This is a genomic window from Pseudobdellovibrionaceae bacterium, assembly GCA_020635075.1.
Classification (GTDB): domain Bacteria; phylum Bdellovibrionota; class Bdellovibrionia; order Bdellovibrionales; family UBA1609; genus JADZEO01.
Genome location: JACKAM010000002.1, coordinates 696,636 through 713,617, shown reverse-complemented (window position 1 = coordinate 713,617; position 16,982 = coordinate 696,636). Strand labels below are relative to the sequence as shown.

General features: G+C 51.5%; 14 protein-coding genes and 1 other RNA gene. 5 read left to right on the top strand and 10 right to left on the bottom strand.

The genetic code is table 11. The annotated features are described in order from the left end of the window. The first annotated feature begins 107 nt into the window (after positions 1–107). Complete coding sequence (locus H6624_13070) at positions 108–3,416, top strand: DEAD/DEAH box helicase family protein (GenBank protein ID MCB9085274.1); 3,309 nt, start codon at positions 108–110, stop codon at positions 3,414–3,416. On the opposite strand, the gene H6624_13065 is transcribed toward H6624_13070, so the two are convergent. Then, positions 3,413–5,488 (bottom strand): hypothetical protein, encoded by a 2,076-nt coding sequence (locus H6624_13065; GenBank protein ID MCB9085273.1) that lies wholly within the window; start codon positions 5,486–5,488, stop codon positions 3,413–3,415. The two genes, H6624_13070 and H6624_13065, sit on opposite strands and share 4 nt — an antisense overlap. A 201-nt stretch (positions 5,489–5,689) precedes the next feature. Beyond that, positions 5,690–6,514 (bottom strand): adenylate/guanylate cyclase domain-containing protein, encoded by an 825-nt coding sequence (locus H6624_13060; GenBank protein ID MCB9085272.1) that lies wholly within the window; start codon positions 6,512–6,514, stop codon positions 5,690–5,692. A 312-nt stretch (positions 6,515–6,826) separates the two neighbouring features. Between H6624_13060 and H6624_13055 the strand changes: the two genes are divergently transcribed. The 4 genes from H6624_13055 (at position 6,827) to H6624_13040 (ending at position 11,378) form a co-directional block, all read left to right on the top strand. Next, the gene (locus H6624_13055) at positions 6,827–7,990 is read left to right on the top strand and encodes a hypothetical protein (GenBank protein MCB9085271.1); all 1,164 of its coding nucleotides are present in this window, start codon (positions 6,827–6,829) and stop codon (positions 7,988–7,990) included. 20 nt (positions 7,991–8,010) lie between these two features. Further along, positions 8,011–9,195 carry a hypothetical protein gene (locus tag H6624_13050; protein MCB9085270.1) on the top strand — a complete coding sequence of 395 codons (1,185 nt, stop codon included), beginning with the start codon at positions 8,011–8,013 and terminating at the stop codon, positions 9,193–9,195. 76 nt (positions 9,196–9,271) lie between these two features. Continuing rightward, positions 9,272–10,681, top strand: a complete 1,410-nt coding sequence (locus H6624_13045) for a hypothetical protein (GenBank protein ID MCB9085269.1) — start codon at positions 9,272–9,274, stop codon at positions 10,679–10,681. Between the two features lie 49 nt (positions 10,682–10,730). Further along, complete coding sequence (locus H6624_13040) at positions 10,731–11,378, top strand: hypothetical protein (GenBank protein ID MCB9085268.1); 648 nt, start codon at positions 10,731–10,733, stop codon at positions 11,376–11,378. Positions 11,379–11,394: 16 nt separating this feature from the next. On the opposite strand, the gene H6624_13035 is transcribed toward H6624_13040, so the two are convergent. The 8 genes from H6624_13035 to ffs form a co-directional block, all read right to left on the bottom strand. Then, positions 11,395–11,802: a hypothetical protein gene (locus tag H6624_13035; GenBank protein MCB9085267.1), complete on the bottom strand. Its 408-nt coding sequence runs from the start codon at positions 11,800–11,802 to the stop codon at positions 11,395–11,397. A gap of 96 nt (positions 11,803–11,898) precedes the next feature. Next, positions 11,899–12,486 carry a hypothetical protein gene (locus H6624_13030; GenBank protein MCB9085266.1) on the bottom strand — a complete coding sequence of 196 codons (588 nt, stop codon included), beginning with the start codon at positions 12,484–12,486 and terminating at the stop codon, positions 11,899–11,901. Next, positions 12,479–13,465 (bottom strand): quinolinate synthase NadA, encoded by a 987-nt coding sequence (gene nadA, locus H6624_13025; protein MCB9085265.1) that lies wholly within the window; start codon positions 13,463–13,465, stop codon positions 12,479–12,481. Before nadA ends, H6624_13030 begins: the two co-directional genes overlap by 8 nt. A gap of 31 nt (positions 13,466–13,496) precedes the next feature. Next, positions 13,497–14,090 carry a gliding-motility protein MglA gene (locus H6624_13020; protein MCB9085264.1) on the bottom strand — a complete coding sequence of 198 codons (594 nt, stop codon included), beginning with the start codon at positions 14,088–14,090 and terminating at the stop codon, positions 13,497–13,499. Continuing rightward, positions 14,090–14,710, bottom strand: a complete 621-nt coding sequence (gene recR / locus H6624_13015; GenBank protein MCB9085263.1) for a recombination protein RecR — start codon at positions 14,708–14,710, stop codon at positions 14,090–14,092. Before recR ends, H6624_13020 begins: the two co-directional genes overlap by 1 nt. 18 nt (positions 14,711–14,728) lie before the next feature. Beyond that, entirely contained in the window at positions 14,729–15,043 is a 315-nt protein-coding gene (locus H6624_13010) for a YbaB/EbfC family nucleoid-associated protein (GenBank protein ID MCB9085262.1), read from the bottom strand. A gap of 5 nt (positions 15,044–15,048) precedes the next feature. After that, complete coding sequence (dnaX, locus tag H6624_13005; protein MCB9085261.1) at positions 15,049–16,752, bottom strand: DNA polymerase III subunit gamma/tau; 1,704 nt, start codon at positions 16,750–16,752, stop codon at positions 15,049–15,051. Positions 16,753–16,767: 15 nt separating this feature from the next. Then, an RNA gene (gene ffs, locus H6624_13000) (signal recognition particle sRNA small type) lies at positions 16,768–16,866 on the bottom strand. Between the last annotated feature and the right edge of the window lie 116 nt (positions 16,867–16,982).

Below are 16,982 nucleotides of genomic sequence, written 5' to 3'. Positions count from 1 at the left end.
CGGCACTCCCTTTAGAAGGTCTTGTTTTGGAAATGAAAGCGAGCACTCGGGTCGGCGCAAGTGACCAATTTGAGCTAGGGGTTTGTTATCGTTAACAAAAAAGGCCCATGCCTAGACTGATGGGTGAAGCCAATCCTGATTTAATTGGAATTGAGGAAGAAAGCCTCGCCTTTGTAACTGGCCATTGGCTTGCATCTGAGCGGCCCATGGCACGAGGAATACGGGAGGCGAATCCTTTTATGAGGATCATCATCTATATATTAGGCGTGAGTTTATCATTGGCAGTTTACGGCCAGTCGGCGTGGGCCATTGGTGCCTGTCGGGCCGAAGTTCGAGAAACTCAATATACCAAGGTGCGTTCGGGTCGACGACTTGATGATCGTTTAAGTTTGGTTGAACAGGCCCTTCCTCAGAGCAAACCCCCTCTTGAGCCTCAGGATCAGCTTCGGGTTCAGGTGTCGAAGTTAAAAGAAACGGATCCGGAGACAGCACGCAAAGTGGAGCAGTCGATGACTGAAAAGGCTCGCGGCCGCACCTTGCGCGTCGACCTGTCCGAGTTAACCGCGCCAATGATCTTCTTTCTCGAAGGCCCATTTCAAAAAGTGACGGGACTTAGGGGACTGTGCCGGCCGTTTATGAATTTTGAAAAGCTTGATGACGCCACCCTGGTCATCAAGCACCAGGCGGATGCCATGCCCCTAATGGTGCGCTGGCGCGAAGGGATCAACCAAGTTCAGCCCGTTCAGGCTCAGTCCATCAACGGGGTATTGACCCAGGTCTTGGACTTGCCCGTTGGTTTCCGAACCCGTCAACTACTTGGTGAAATCAATCCCTCGATCATCCAATCCTTGATTTCTGGAAGCGCTCTTAACCGTTACATAAGTACAGAGAGTTCGCCTCTAATGCTGATTGATTCTCTTCTGCACCTGGGGAAGGCTTCCTTTAATCGGCCGACCCAGGACGAAGCCATCGCCGTTCGCCAGGAAATTCAACAGTCACCTGAGCTGCGCAAAGGTGTCAGGTCCTTGCTCTTCACGGCATCAACAGCAGTTGGAAAGACGCGAGTGCTGGTCGACACCATAGCCGATCACATCTTAGAGGCCGGGCCCAGAAAGCTTGTCATTGTCATGACCAAAACTCCGGATCTCACCAGTGAATTGGCACTGAATATTGGCAAACAACTCAATGAACAGGTGGGAGCCCAGAAGTTCCGCATCGTCCAGTGGGGAGGTGGCCGATCAGAGCACATCTCGAATCAGGAGTTCCTTGATTTTGTCGATCGCTCGCCCATTCCCGTGGTGCTGGTTACCAGTTATCCAACCTTCGGTATGCGAGTCCGTGGCGAGCCGGCCAAAGAGGCCTTTTTCGAACGTTCGCGAGCCCTGTTGGTGGACGAAGCTCACAATGCAACGGGCGACGTTTTCACTCAGGTCCTCAATAGTGCCTTAAGGGTGGCCACTCGGGATCGTGCGGCCTCTGATGTGTCTTTTGCCCTTGATATCTTGGGAGTCACCGCTTCTCCCATTACCAGAACCCTTTTGACCTCGGAACTTTACGACGCCACCTTTTCGGCAGCTCTAGATAAGCCAGGGCTATGGGCAAGACATCAAATCGGACGCCTCCGTGGGACTCGGGCGGATCCGGATGGAGATATTAATCTCGAATGGAAGCGGATGGCCGATCAGTATCAGGAGGCCTGGCACAGGGGAGAGCTCAATGCCTCCGATCCTATCTTTTACGATGCTTCCAGCAGGGGTTTTGAATTTGCCTCTATCTTTGAAAGGGGAGCGACGGGAACTCACTCGCGAGTGAGCCTCACCAAACTTAAAAAGGCCTGGCCCGACATAGAGACCTTTATCGATGGTCATGGCGTTGGACTTATTCATACTTACCCGCGTGATGCGGAGCCGGTTGCTTCGATGTTAACGGAGCTGACAGGGAAAAGATTTCTTTCCCTTCAGCGTTTGTCCGCCAACCAGCGCACCAAGGCCTATGAGGCCTTCCGCACCGGTACACCTTACAGAGGTGAGGTGATTCACGCTCTTGTTGGCACCATCAAAGAGGGCCTCGATTTCCCTCAGGCCGGTTGGTATTTGTCGTTTAAAAAGTACGTCAAGTTTCCAGAATACATCCAAGGACCGGGCCGCGTGGTGCGCATTGCTCATGACAAACCAACTCCGGTGATCATGTTTTTTGGCGAAGAGCCAGGAAAAACCAGTTACATCGACGCCAAGGAATTAGTGCTGAGCCGCCTGGGTCGCTTGCCAAGAACCCTTCCTGAGGGGCCCCTGTATACGGGAAGACGACGGGGAACCCAGCCACAAAACGTGGTGGAGACGATTGACCAGTTAAACGTGGCTATGGAAGCCTTTGTGCGTATCAATCAAGAGGTGGCGAAAGAACTTGGTGGGCGGGGTGACCTGAATCCCGAAGTGATTGCTGAGCTTCAGTCCACTCTGCGGGGACTGCGCCAATCGACGGGAAGTCGGGAAATTGATCTGATCATCAATCGTTTCGTTGCTGAGCTGTTTTCTTACCCATTTTTTACCGGCCAACTGAAATCTACCTGGAAACTGTGTGATCGACTGCTGGCTGCCGAAAAGGCCGGAGCTGACAAGCCTCACCGTGGATTTTCAGAGTTCGAATTGGCCCTATTGAAAAATCCGGAATTGATGAATTTGGTTCGCGAGTTTCGCTCCTTTTATGGAAACATTGGTCCGGTCCCTCGGGCAATTTTGGAAACCATGGATTTAGTACCCTTGACGATTGGCGAAGTGGCCGAAGCAACCAATGTGTTCGTTCAAAACCGTGGGGTTTCACCTTTAGACCCTTCCGTAACTCCGAACGCATTGGAGAATATGGTGCGCAACACCTTGGCAATCTCCTCCATGGCCATTTGGCGTGGGCTGACCGACCCTGTTCGCTCAGTCATGCGCGGGGACTATGATCATTATCGGAACTATATGTTCGAAGAGGCGCTCAATCAGTATTTCATTCTGCGCGGAGAAATTCCAGAAATGGTCATGAGCGAACTCATGTCCGCTCGCCGGGACGTCAATGACTATCACAGGTATAATCTTAGCAAGAGATTGCGATTGGAAATCGAAAAGGGCGATCTAGATGTTTTGATGCTCGATAAGAGTCTTGTCGAGGCCTTGGATCAAAGCCCCTTGGTCAATAAATACTTCCTGGTCGCAAAAGAGCTTGTTCAGCAAATGAGGCTGGGGCAGCTATCAGCCCCCAGTGAATCACTTCACAGAATGCGGCTCCAGGGGCAGTGGACCTATGAGGACCTCATGATTACTTCGGAGATGGCGCCACTTAAGGTCATCTATGATCTTGCACAGGCCCAGCCCGGCGGTAAGAGCGAGGCCTATCTTAAGGAGCTTCGCCGTTTGTTGAGTGGCGGAGACTAGTTTGTGCCTTCGGCGTTGGTGCGGCGGACGCCATTGGATATGGTGTTTGCCGGTCGCTGCGGGCACTGGAGCTTTTCATCGTCGGAATCGGCGGGAACAAAGGCGCCACCGATTGATCCTAATACGACGGCGGGATCAAGCCTTGGGACCGAGGATTTGCCCAGGTCTCTCATCGGGTCACCGTTGGCCCTTTCTTCCGCGAGCATCAGGCGATTAAGCGAATCGACGGCCCTGTCCGACGGGCTGTCGTCGGTTATCGTTTCGACTACCTGTCGACCAGTCGAGTCTCTGTAGGAGATTTCAATTTTTGAATAGTTGGGTGGCGAGCCCGGATTTTCAGGATGGGTGCGCACGTGGCGCCTGATAAACTCATCTTGCTTTTTAAGTCGGTTTTCAGCCTGCAGGACAAGACCATCAAGGGCCTTGTGCTGCTTGGGACTCAGCTGGTTTTTTGCTACCATGTCTTTGAGGTGCTCCTTAAGAGCTGACACCTGGGACATGGTTTTCTGCGGATTGCCGATGACGACTTCACCCAGGTTATTCAAGCCAGCGGGGTCCCCTTTCATGTTTTTAATTTCACGGAGTTTCATATTGGGCTTATCAGCCAAGGGCTTGCCGCCAACTTCATGGAAGATCTTAACCATACCACCCCTGGTCCCCTGGCTCAGGCGATCAAACAAGGTGTGAAACGCCCCTTCTGGAGAGGTGGCCCCGGGGTACTTGGGGACGTGAACGCCTTTAGCGTCCGGACCCTGATCAAAAACGGTATTGCGAAAGAACTTCTTGGTTACGTCATCGCCTTGGGAAAATCCACCGCCGACAATGACATCGCTAAAGATCTTCCAAAAGCCGTCGTTGGGTCCGTTGTGAAAGAGATTGGCGCGAACCCGGGTTTTAAATTGAGCTTTGGTGATCTTGCCGGCATCTAAATCGTCCATTGCTCGCTTAAGGCCAGGGAGTTCGTGAAGGTAGCCAAACAGAGCCGGGTTCTTGGTAATCACCCCCCGCACCTGATCTGGATTGAGATCCGGGGTCAACAGACCCTTGCCCTTAAAGCCCATATCATCAAACACCTCTCTCATCGCAACACCCGCAGGTGAGCGCCCCCGCCCTTGAAGGTTGCGGATAAAGGTGTCACTGGTACGACTCGGAGTCATGATATTGGAGGTCCAAAAGGCCTGGATTTTACCTACATCTGAGTCCATCACACCCATGAGCATCTGATCTTTATCAAGTCCGGCCTCGCGAATAGCTTTGGTCCCGGCCGGACTTTCGGTGGCCGACAGCAGATCATCCTGGTGGGCAATGGACAAAATCTCTTTGCGGGACTTAGCTTTGTCTTCCAGGTCATCCATGTATTTACTGACATCTGGCCCTTTACCTATACGAGAGGCCAGACGAAGGAAGGCTTTTTTAGCCGCAAAGCCGGCAACGCCACCAGCCACCATACTGGCTAGTGTTGGACAGACAAATTTGGCTTGGGCCTCAGGTTTGATACAGCGAGCAGTCGTGTAAACTTCGCTTGCGGCCTCTACGAGTTCTTCTAGGTCAGGAATCGTTGGGAAACTGTAGTTTCTAAGTTTTTTTACTTCAACTCCATAGCAGCGTTTCCACTTGAGTGATGGCTTGTCCTTTTCCTTATATTGACCAAAAAGCTGGGAGTCGAGGACTGTACCGTCAATATAAGTATACCCTAGTTGCGAGGAACAGATTTCCTGGGCTAGTTTGTTCTCGGCAATGTGCTTCTCCAAATTATTCTGTGCGAAGGCAGGAAGCGAAGCAATGCCCTCAAGAGCGCTGACGACGGAATCACCAACGGAAATACCACAGCTTTTCACTACTTCTTCCATTGTCTTTGAATCTGATTGGTTGATTTCATTGGCTGAGCAAGTGATCATCATGGAGCGTATTTCGCGATCGACAGCCAAGTCTTCGCAGCCCTGCTCGAAAAAGAAGTCCTGGCACTCGCCGATCTTACGACATGTCACCTGATCATGGACGGAAGGCTCCTTGGCATATAAAGCAGATGTGAACCCGCCTATGCAGATTCCGAGCACTAATATTCTAAGCATGAAACACCCTTAATTGCTTAAGCCAACAACATTCCACTATTGGTTATAGTCAAGGGTAAGATCGAAGGCCCTATCGCCCAGGGCACCACCACATCCATGGAAACTCACCAACCCAAAGTATGTTCATGTTACAGCTATGAGTGTGCTGTTCGCAAATTCAGCCAACTTTTGTCTCAAATTGAGACAATTGCCGGGTTCCCATTAGGCGGATGCGTGGTCGGATTTTTCCCCGCCTGAAGGGCCTAGGGCCCGGTCAATGGCCTCCTTGGCTTGCATGATCACCTGCTGGTCAATGGAATAGACTTCAACGGGATCTTTAAATCCCTTGATGGAAATTGTCTTAGGATTAAGGTTGGGAAATATGTCCTGAACTTCACTGTATACCTGAGGGGTAATGAGAATCTCACCTGGCTTTGCAGCACTTTGTAAGCGCGAGGCCAAGTTCACAACCGGACCGATTGCCGTGAAATCCTTGTAAGAGGAGCCAACTTCGCCAATCGAAGTCTTGCCGGAGTGGATGCCAACACCAACACACACAGGAATACACATATTTGGATCTGACGTACAATCCAGCCAAGTCTTTTCAACACATTGGCGAAGCAGCTCAAGGGCAGCGAGTACTGCTGCTCTCCCGTGGCGCTCCTGCATGATAGGAAAGTTAAAAATTGCCAGTACACAATCACCAATGAATTTATTGATGATTCCCCCCCGGGCCCACACCTCGTTTGAGCAGGTATCGTAAAAATCATGAAGAAGGCTCATGATTTTATCCGACTCGCTGGCTTCGAACATGCTGGTATAGCCGCGCAAGTCGGCAAACATAATGGTCGAATCTATGGAGATCTGCTTCGATTTCTTGACCTTGGTGAACATCACTTCGCAGATGGTGCAAAGGTTTGGGTTCATTTGGCTCGGCTTGATGCCAAAAACCCGAAAAGGCCAGGCGAGGGGTCCCCGCAGAGGAATGGGCATCTTCATGTGTTGTAGGCAACCAATGCAGAAAAAGGTCTTTTTTACATCAGCCATGCCAGTGCCTCGATTCAATGGAGAACTGCGCTCAGTATATCTCCAACCGCCCCCAATCAGAAGGCTCTCGAAGCCTTCTAGACTAATCCCATCGAGATGAAAGGCCAGTACGTGTAACTTGAGGAGAACCTCCGGACAGGTCTGATGTCGAATAAGTCCTGGGAAAGAAGAGACAATTTTGGGTGAGGGGTGACAGAAAAATGGCCAGGGCTGGGTCTTGGCTTGGAAGCTAGCCAGGAAAGGGACTGGACTGCCCTTTGCACCCTGGAGCCTCGAAAAAAGCCCCCAACCTTTACCCCAAGAGGTCGTGCCATGAAATGCCCCGATTCACTGGCCCAGTTTCCTTTGACCCTACTCCTTGCCGCAATGATTGCTGCTCCTCCGGCCTTTGCCGCAGACGCCGACGATGAAAAGGTCTTAAAGGAGGTGCCAAGCCGAAGGCACTATTGCCCGACCGACATCGAGGAGAGCTCGGCTGGATTTATCACGGCTTTTTATGTGGGCGGTTTGGCCTGTGTACTCACGGGCCCCCTTTGTATGGCCGGGGCATTGTTGTACGCTCCTATTCACGTCGCTCGAGGCGAAAAGAAAGACGATGCCTCGGACAAAGCCTGGGATGCAGCCGTTAAGCTTTGTGATGCGGAAGCAGAAACGATCGACAAACCCCTACGCGAAACCTGGTCGGCCGTTTGTCGATCACTGGCGCGTAACCTCAATTTTGAGCTTCTGTACAAGGGTGACGAGAACGGCAAGACCAAGTTTAGCTTTCCCGTGCAAATGTCCGACGACATCACGACGAGAACAAAAGACGGCTCCACATTTCGTCGTTTGGACCCCTTGATGCTCACCCAGCACAACCTGCGCTGGTATGGTTGGCGCAGCTGCCTGAGTGAAGGAGCCACATCTCAGGCCATTCTCACTCAGCCCTCGCTTACCTTCTCCCAGGCCGTGGGAATCATGGCGACAAACATTAAAAAACATGGCGGCAAAGAAATGGATCTCAGTCGCCTAAAAGAAGAAGTCTCCCCTCAGCAAAAAGTGGATGCAGCGGTTGCCTATGTCGAAGCCCGTCTGGCAGGGAGAATCAGTGGACCCTCAATTGATCCGGACAAGCTGAGCGATGGCGATTTGAGAGCCATTCAGATTCTTGATACTGAATTGAACAAGATGTTCCGCAGAAATTACTACTTTGGAACTCCCACTGCCTCTGATCTTGATGTCTTGGCTGAGTTTTTTATTCTTTCTGCCGCTCACGGTGAGGAGCTGCTTGCCCACGCCAAGGCTTATCTTCCTTACATCGATAGCGGAAAACCAACGCCAGCTGAGGTTTGGGAGTCTGAGCGCATTTGGAAATCCCTCCATGAGCGCATGAGCCGGCTAGTCGGCATGACATCTGATCCCTTCTTACTCAAGGATTTCGTCCAGGGCTTTCATGATGCAGCTGAAGAAGCACTAAAAAAGAAGTCTCAACAATAGGGAGTAGAGCGGTGACTTGTGTGCGGACTAAGACATTTCTTGCCCTTTTGACTTTGTCGTGGCTGATCCAGGCCCAGGCAGGCAAGGTGGCTCCATTGCGTGCAAGTCTAGACACTCATGTTCACTTAAACTTCGAGCCAGCCGAAGCACAGGTAGAAAAGCTCAAAGCCTCCGGCATCCTGGAAAGGGTCGATCACCTCTTGTTGATATCACCTTCTTATCTGATTACTTCGGGATATAGTCCGAGCGGTGATTGGCAAAAAGACCGTCAGCTGGGTGATCGCATCACCTCCGAAGTGGTTGGCCTACTTAAAGATCGTGCCACGGGCTTGTGTGGTGGCAATCTGCTTTGGCCGGATTTAGATTCCTATCTGAACGATTGCTTGAATCTCCCGGGTATGAAGGGACTAAAGCTGCGCAATGAGTCCAACCCCTACGAGCAATTCACCCGAGACCAGGTGTCCTTTACCAACATACAAAACACGGAGGGCTTGAGCCGAGCTCTCGCAAAGGCTGGTGATAAGGCGAAGTTTGTCCTCATCCACCTTAATCTGCCCTTTTTTCAGTATCGCGATGAGCTTCTTGAGGACTTCATTGAGTACGATGCGATGATAGAGATCACTGAAAGTGAGGATGAGGATATCGATGGCAAAAAGCGCGAAGCTATTCGCCAGCAGGCCCTCGCCTCCGAAGGCTTTCGACATATTGCCCAGGAAAATGAAATTACGGAAATCCAAAATGCAGCCGAGCTTCAGGCGGTGCTTCCGATTGTCAAAAAGTTCTCCCGCGTTCAGTTTATTTTTGCTCACGGGGCTAATGATTGGCGCAACCTTAAGATGATCAATGATCTCGAAGCGGGTAGTCGTCTGGCCAATCTGTGGATCGAGTCCTCAACCACCTTTCGTGCTGTCAGTATCGTCGCCAGCGCACTATTGCCCGCATCTCCGATCGTTAAATCCTTGAGAGCACCGTCATTCTCAGAGTGGAACCGATTTGGCGTCCACAGGATCTTGTTTGGCTCTGACTTTTCAGTTGAAAAATACCGCCCCGGGCGCAACCTAAGCCTCTTTGAGGACATGCTCAACCACCTCACCCCCTGTAGCTGTGAAGGAAGCCAAGGCCCCTGTGGCTGTCTGACTTCAGACCAATCGACGACCCTAACGAACTCGAGTGGTCGGGAATTCCTCAATAGCATCTCAAGATGAAACACGGGGGCGCCTAACAGCTAGCCCTCATGCTACAATTGTCGAGGGCCAGGAGTGTGGCCTGCGAGGGGGAAATTTGCGTCGTGTGGGCCTGATGGCCGCTGTCATGTTAATGGTGACAGGGGTCCTTATGATCAATCAAAACTGCAGCGGTATGGGCGTAGGCAACAAGCTCCTCGGCCAGGAGGCCCAGAACCAGGGCGGTAGCACCAACAACAATAATAATAACAATAACAACAACGGCCCCGGTGGCCCGGTCATTCCTGAAGCCAGCAAGCTTTGTCCAGAGCTGGACGTGCGCGAGGGCTCAGTTCAAGTGGAGCAGATTAATCCGAGCCAGGCGAGTGCCCTCCCAGGGCTTATTCAAAGTGCGGTTCCGGGCACGGCCTTTATTCTTTCGCCGGGAGTGTACAACCTCAGCGCCACCCTCCAATTCAACACCGCTGGATTGCGATTGGCTTCATCTACGGGTCGTCCGGAGGATGTGATTCTCGATGGCAATCACCAGGGTGGTTCCATCATCCAAATCAGTGCCGTAAACGTGGTCATTGCCAACGTGACGGTGAGAAGAAGCTTTTATCATCTCATTCACTTTGTGGATGGGGGAGTGGGCGGCAAGGTCTACAATGTTCAGTTGGAAGATGGCAGGCAACAGTTTATCAAGTCGAGTTCCTTCAACACCCCAAGTGACAACGTGGAAGTGGCCTGTTCCAGCTTTGTGCTAACCGCCAGCGGGCGGGCCAAAGTGGATCCATCTGGTGGTGGCTGCTACACGGGCGGCATCGATGCCCACAAGAGTCGCAATTGGTGGGTGCGCGATAACGTCTTTAAAGACATCTATTGTAACAATGGCGGACTGGCTGAGCATGCGGTTCACTTTTGGAACTCCAGTCGCGATACCTTGGTGGAGCGCAACTTTATTCACAATTGCGCCAGAGGAATTGGTTTTGGCCTGGGCGAAACAAAAGATGAAATCGGTCGATCCTATACTGATTATCCGGGAGTGACAACTGAGGCTGCCAAATACGTCGGCCACTTCGGTGGAGTGATTCGCAATAATCTGATTGTGGCTTCTACGCAGAACCGCTTTGATACCGGTATTGGCCTTGAGCAGGCCATCGATGCCAAGGTTCACCACAATACGGTGTATTCAACCGATGCCGCCACCTTTGCCGCTCTCGACATTCGCTTTGTGAACTCAAACCCTGATGTGGCCAATAACCTGCTTTATCCCACATCTTACACACGCGGCGGAGGATCACCGAACACCTACTTGGCCAACGTGATCTCTAAGCCCGAGTACTTTAAATCGGATCCCGATCTGGGTATTCGCCTCGACCCTGAGCACGCAGAAGTCATCAGCAAAGTCCGTGACCAAGGCGTTGTCGTTGTCGGTGCCGAGCTGGATTTGGAAGGCAAAGAAAGGGACGCCAGTCCTGACATTGGCGCGGTTGAACTTCCTCCTCAAGAAGAAGAGAAGAAGTAACACACAGCCTCCTATTGCAATCCCTCAGGTCTGTGCTATATCCCGACCCATGAATCTAAATAAGCTTATTTCTCAGCCCGATGCCTTACGTAATGAACAGTGGGAAGAGGAGCTTCTTGGTCTGCTCCCCTCTCTGGACTGTCGCATTTTGACGGACACCCCCCAGACCGGCCCGGATGGGTGGCCCTATCTGTTTGTGGAAATTGGTGAGGGCGTTGAGGGTGAGCCTGTTACCGAGGTCTTTCAGTGGCTTCTGAATCAAGGCGTCGGCTTGGCCCTAAATCCGCAAAAGCCCACTCCGGATTACGTTCTCACCTATGGCCAGCTGTGGCTCTATCAAACCACAGGTAAGTTTTTTGCCGATCACGAGCCGGTCATGGAGGGTGGTGGTCTTTTTGAGATCGCTGAGGGGGAGGTGATTGTTGCAGGCCCTCCCACGGAGGAGTACTTTCCCACCTATGCCCGTAAAATTGTGAAGGAGTTTCTCAGCCAACAAGGGGTTGAAGACCCACGGGTGTTGGTGATGTCGGAGCAAGGAGATGCATTTGATCTTTGTTTTTCGGCCGAGTCCTTGGGAAATCCCCCGCAGGAAGAGCACATGGGAATACTTGAGGCCTTAAGTTGGTTTTTTCCCGCTAGTTATTCTTTGGTGTTAATTGGTGAGGAAGGGCTTCCGGAGTTTACGTCGCTCGCATAAATGAAAAAGGCCGGTCTCAACCGGCCTCTTCTTCGTCTTCCATTTCGCCCGGTGCGGGCAAAAGATCAATCAGACATTCCCGCCAGTACTCTGGCACATCACGAGAAAACTCAATGGCAATTTCAAAGCAGCCCTTACCTTTGTGGGCTGTGCGGTTGACCGTGCCATCAAGGTCCAAGTTCATCTGAGGAAGAAATAGGACAACTTGTTGTCCAATCAAAGAGTCCAAACTCAAATTTGATTTTAAGTCGGTAGGTAGCAGATCTTTGCGCTCGATCTGAATCATGAAACCTGTTGTTGAGGCATCAACAATGTTTCCCTTTTTTGCTATGACACGGTAATTCGACAGACTTGTCAGGTCCGAGACCTCAATACTATCCACTGACTTTCTGTCCGCGTGCCTTCTTTCCGCTCTTACAGGCATGTCGGTTCCTCGCTCTCATTTTCACATTTGGCCCCGCATCACTTCACCCATGACTAAAGGCCTGCTGTAAAATCTATCGGTATGGGTCAAAGAATATTAAGCGGGAAAAAGAAAGAATCCCATTTTTAGACCCCCAGATCCTAATACGAGGCCCTGGGCGTTTCGAAAGTGTTGTGATCCAAAAACCCCACCAGTAAAGGTGTAGAAGTTGTGGCCAAGTGTTAACCAATTATGAATCTCAATTTGACCAATCACCAGGGGCTGAATTTCCTTTGGTAGAGCCTTATAAGTGGCCTCTTTAGCCACCCAGAGGGAGGCCGGATCAGGGGCCATTTGCACTTCTTCATCGCGGGAAATCCTCGCCACCACTTCCACCGTGACTCTGTCCGGATCTTCCACATCAAAGCCCACATGGGTATTTGATTCTGGCGACAAATAGGCAAAGCCTCCGGCTGCGGGGCAATGACTCAAGCTCAGTGGGGGATCACTCGCCAGGCGTTCACTACCGGGCTCAAGGACTCCTCGGGAAGGACTCCACCCCAGATCAGATAGGTGATTAAACAAGTGATGGCGAATGGAGCGCCGGTGATTTTCATGCCGGGAAGCCCAGTCTTCGCTGACTTCAAAATAAAAACTCTCATCACCCAGGTGGTGACGAATGTCTTTAAGGGGCACCTCAAACAAGAGCCAGCTCCTCTTTGGAAACGGCAAATGTCTCAGGCCACTCCACACATCCACCTTGAGTTAAGGTCATCATACGATCCAGTGGCACCTGCGCTCGCTGGCGAATGGTTTCGTTCAGCGTGACCTCGGGCTTAAGGTTTTCAAGAGCCGCTTTGATTTTTTCAAGAGTGTTGAGCTTCATGTAGGGGCATTCGTTACACGAGCAACTTCCTTCGGCCGGAGCTTGGATGAGCTCAGCTTCGGGGCGCACCTTTTTCATCTGATGAAAGATCCCGGATTCGGTAGCGACGATAAACTGATGGGAAGGGTTGTCCTTCACTTCTTGCAGAAGTTTCGATGTGGAGCCAATCACGTCAGCATATTGAAGGACCGAATCCAAGCACTCTGGATGGGCCAGCACTGGTGCTTCCGGGTACTGGCTTTTGAGCTCAAACAACTTGCGCGCTGAAAACAGCACGTGGACTTCACAGGCACCGGGCCACAGGATCATCTCACGGTTCAGCTTCTTGGAGAGATAGCTGCCAAGATTGTGATCGGGGCCAAACAAAACTCTTCTGTCTTTGGGGATACCAGCCAAGATCTTTTCCGCGTTACTGGATGTGCACACCACATCCGAGATGGCCTTTACGGCCGCACTGCTGTTGACGTAGGTCATGCACAAGGCGTCTGGATGTTGTTGCCGCCAGTGAAGGTACTTCTCGACAGGTGAATGATCCACCAGGGAACACCCAGCCGCCAGATCGGGTACAAGTACCGTCTTTTCCGGTGAAAGGATCTTTACCGATTCGGCCATAAAATAAACGCCAGCCAAAAGCACAACCGGGGCGTCCACTTTTTGCCCCATTTGCGCGAGAAACAAGCTATCGCCCACATGGTCGGCAATGTCCTGGATGTCACCTTCTTCGTAGTAGTGAGCAAGGATAACGGCGTTTTTTTCTTTCTTGAGCTCTTGGATATCACGGGCCAAGGCCTTCATCATGAGCCTCCCTTAATAGAGACGTAAGAGACTTTTAATAGATCTCGCCGCCCTTGAGAACCGTAATAATGGATTTTGAAACCGTTTTAAGGGCCTCAAACACACCGGTTCCCTCGCGAGCAGTTCCCTCAAAGTCAGGGGCGTTGAAGCGGTTCAGGCTACTGCGCAATTCCGCAACAGGAAGTGCATTAGGAAGATCGCGCTTGTTGTATTGAAACACAAGAGGCAAGTCAGCGATGTCGTAACCCTGAAGTTTCAGGTTTTTTTCCAAATCAACAAGGGACTGGATGTTCTCATCCATCCTCTCGGCCTGAGAGTCGGCAACAAAGATGATTCCGTCCAGACCCTTAAGAATCAACTTGCGGCTGGGTTCGTAAACAACCTGGCCGGGCACGGTGTACAAATGAAATCTCGTGCGGTAGCCGCGAATGTCGCCAATATCGATGGGGAGAAAATCAAAAAACAAAGTCCGGTCCACATCACCAGGCAAAGAAACCAAGTCGGATTTCTCCTCACTAACGGCCTTGTGATAGACCCACTGTAAATTGGTGGTCTTGCCGCCGAGAGATGGACCGTAATAAACGATCTTACAGTGGATTTCTTTGGTATCTCGATTAACAAATGACATTAAAGTACTACCCGGTTTTCCAGGGCCCTCCCCAGGGTCCTGTGATCAATATAGTCGATATCACCACCGATGGGAACACCGTGAGCGATCCGGGAGACCTGAATCCCCTTTTCTCGGAGCACCTTGGCAAGATAAAGAACTGTCGTATCCCCTTCCAGGTCCGCATCCAGGGCCAAAATCACTTCGGTCACCTTGGGGCGGGCCCCATCCAGGCCACTTTGGATCTTTTGCAGCAAATGCGGAATCTTCAAATCCTGGGGCGAAATCCCATCAAGAGGGGAGATGGACCCATGCAGGACATGGTAGCGCCCACGAAAAACACCCGAGGACTCAATACGGCCAATGTCCGCCGGGTCTTCGACCACGCACAGAAGGTGATCATCCCGGTTTGCGTCTTGGCAAAAGCGGCACAGCTCGTCTTCTTCGGTGTAGGAAAAGCACTCAGGACACTCATGAATATTGTCTTTCACCATTTGCAGGGCCTGGCGCAAAGAGGCCACATACTCATCCGAAGACCTTAAAACAAAATAGGCCAACCGCTGGGCGGTTTTTGGACCAATACCAGGAAGCTTTGCCAGCTCATGAGTGAGTTTTTCCAACGAAGGAACGTTTTGAATCATCCTTGATGCTCGCTCAGGTTAAAACATGCCAGGGAAGTTAACGCCGCCAGTGATCTTGGACATTTCCTGATCAGAAGTCTCCTTAGCCACTTTCAGGGCATCGTTGACTGCAGCAACAATCAAGTCCTGGAGCATTTCAATGTCATCAGCACTGACCACGTCAGGCTTAATTTCCATGGCCACCACTTTGTTGTCGCCACTGACTTTGGCCAGAACAGCACCGCCGCCTGCGGTCCCTTCAAACTCACGGGTCGCCAGCTCTTCTTGAAGCTTCTTAATACGGTTCTGCATCTGATTGGCTTGTCTCATCATCTGTTGCAAGCCGCCGCCCATTCCTTTCATGTTGTCTCCTTAATCGCCTTTATCTGGGATTTAAAAACTTTTTGCGCCGATTGCACAAAGGGGTGATTTTCCACCTCTTCGCGCGTGGACTTAACCTGGTCCTCCTGGCGTTGTTTCTCTATTGCTTTTGGAGTTTTTTTTTCCGCCTCTGTGCCGCCGGAGCCAACTTCGACCTGGTAACCAGGTCCCCAGAAAGTTCCCACGTAATTCAAAAGCTTCTTCTGAAACTCCTTGTCTTCAATCTGTCCGGACAAAAACTTCATTTTATCCGGCACAGCCAGGCGAATCACCTTGTCTTCAATGCCAAGTAAGCACGAGTGCTCAAGCTTGGCGCTGACCATGGGGTTCACCCGTTTAATTTTCTTAATCAACTCCAGCCACCGCTCATCACCAGAAACCGTCGGTGTCGCCGACATAACCGGAGCAGGTGCAACCACCTCTGGCTCGGGTTGTGGGGCTGCGGGCTTTTCAGCTGCGGTTTGGGCCGGACTCTTCTTTGCTGGCTCAGCCGACCGCGTAGGTGTGGGACGAGAGATAGCTGCAGGTCTTGCCGGAGCTGCCGAAGCACTCGGAGCCTGGCCGAGATTTAAACTCAACAGTTGAGCCACCCGGGGGGCCGACGACATACGCAGAAGAATCATTTCCAGAACCACACGGGTGTCCTGGGAGCGCAATAGGTCGTTGCCACCTTTTAAGGCCATATCAAAAAGCAAATGAATGTCTTCTTCCGTTAGCGACTCAGAGAGTTGGTGCAAGTGAGTTACTTCTGAATCAGGAAGATCAACAATCGAACCCACCTGGCCATTGGTGATTTTAACCAACAGCAAATGGCGAAGCTCCTCCAGCAGATCTTGAACAAAAATCTTGGGATCATATCCGGCAGTGAACACCCGCTCGATAATATCAACAACGGTTTGCGTGTTGCGATCGACAAGAGCCTGCACAGTTTCAAGGAGCAAGGTGCGATCCGTAAGACCAAGGACCTCAATGGTCTTATCTCGCGTCACCTGTCCATCGCTAAAGGTGATCACCTGATCCAAAAGACTTTGGCTGTCGCGCATGGAACCATCGCCCTGGCGAGCCACCAGCCACAAGGCTTCTTCATCACACTTAATGCCATCGGCCTGACAGATCTCACCCAGGCGGGCGGCAATGTCACGCACCGGAATACGGCGAAAATCAAAGCGCTGACAGCGGGACAAAATCGTATTGGGGATCTTGTGCGCTTCAGTTGTAGCCATCACAAAAATCACATGCTCAGGCGGCTCTTCCAGAGTTTTTAAAAGCGCATTAAAAGCACTGGTGGAAAGCATATGAACTTCATCGATGATGTAGAGTTTGTACTTTCCTGACGAAGGCATATAGCCCACGGTCTCGCGCAGCTCGCGGATGGCATCCACACCATTGTTGCTGGCTCCGTCGATTTCAATCACATCAATGGAGCGGCCGTTGGCCACATCCTGACAGTCGCGGCATTCATGGCAAGGAACAAAGTCGACAGCATTTGGACAACGAAGGGATTTAGCCAAAATCCGCGCCGAAGAAGTTTTGCCGGTTCCACGTGGTCCCGTAAACAACAAGGCATGGTGCAAACGATTGTTGCGAAGAGCATTAAGCAGAGTTTGGCTGACGTGGGATTGCCCAACGAGTTCTGCAAAGGTTTTAGGCCGCCATTTACGGGCGATCACCTGATAGGACAAATCAGCCTCCAAAAAAGCGGCCAGGCACCCCATATCACATAGGATCCTAGCTACCGTTGCTTCCTTCCGGACCTGGCGGGATTCACTGGGTTCGCTATTGTATGGGACCCGGCCATACAGCCTTATCTCACAAAACATTCCCCCAACCCAGGCAAAAAGCCAGTCTGAGGGCCACTTTCATGGGCCAAGGCAAAGAGCCGACACTCTAACGGAAGGGCCTAGGGGCTTCA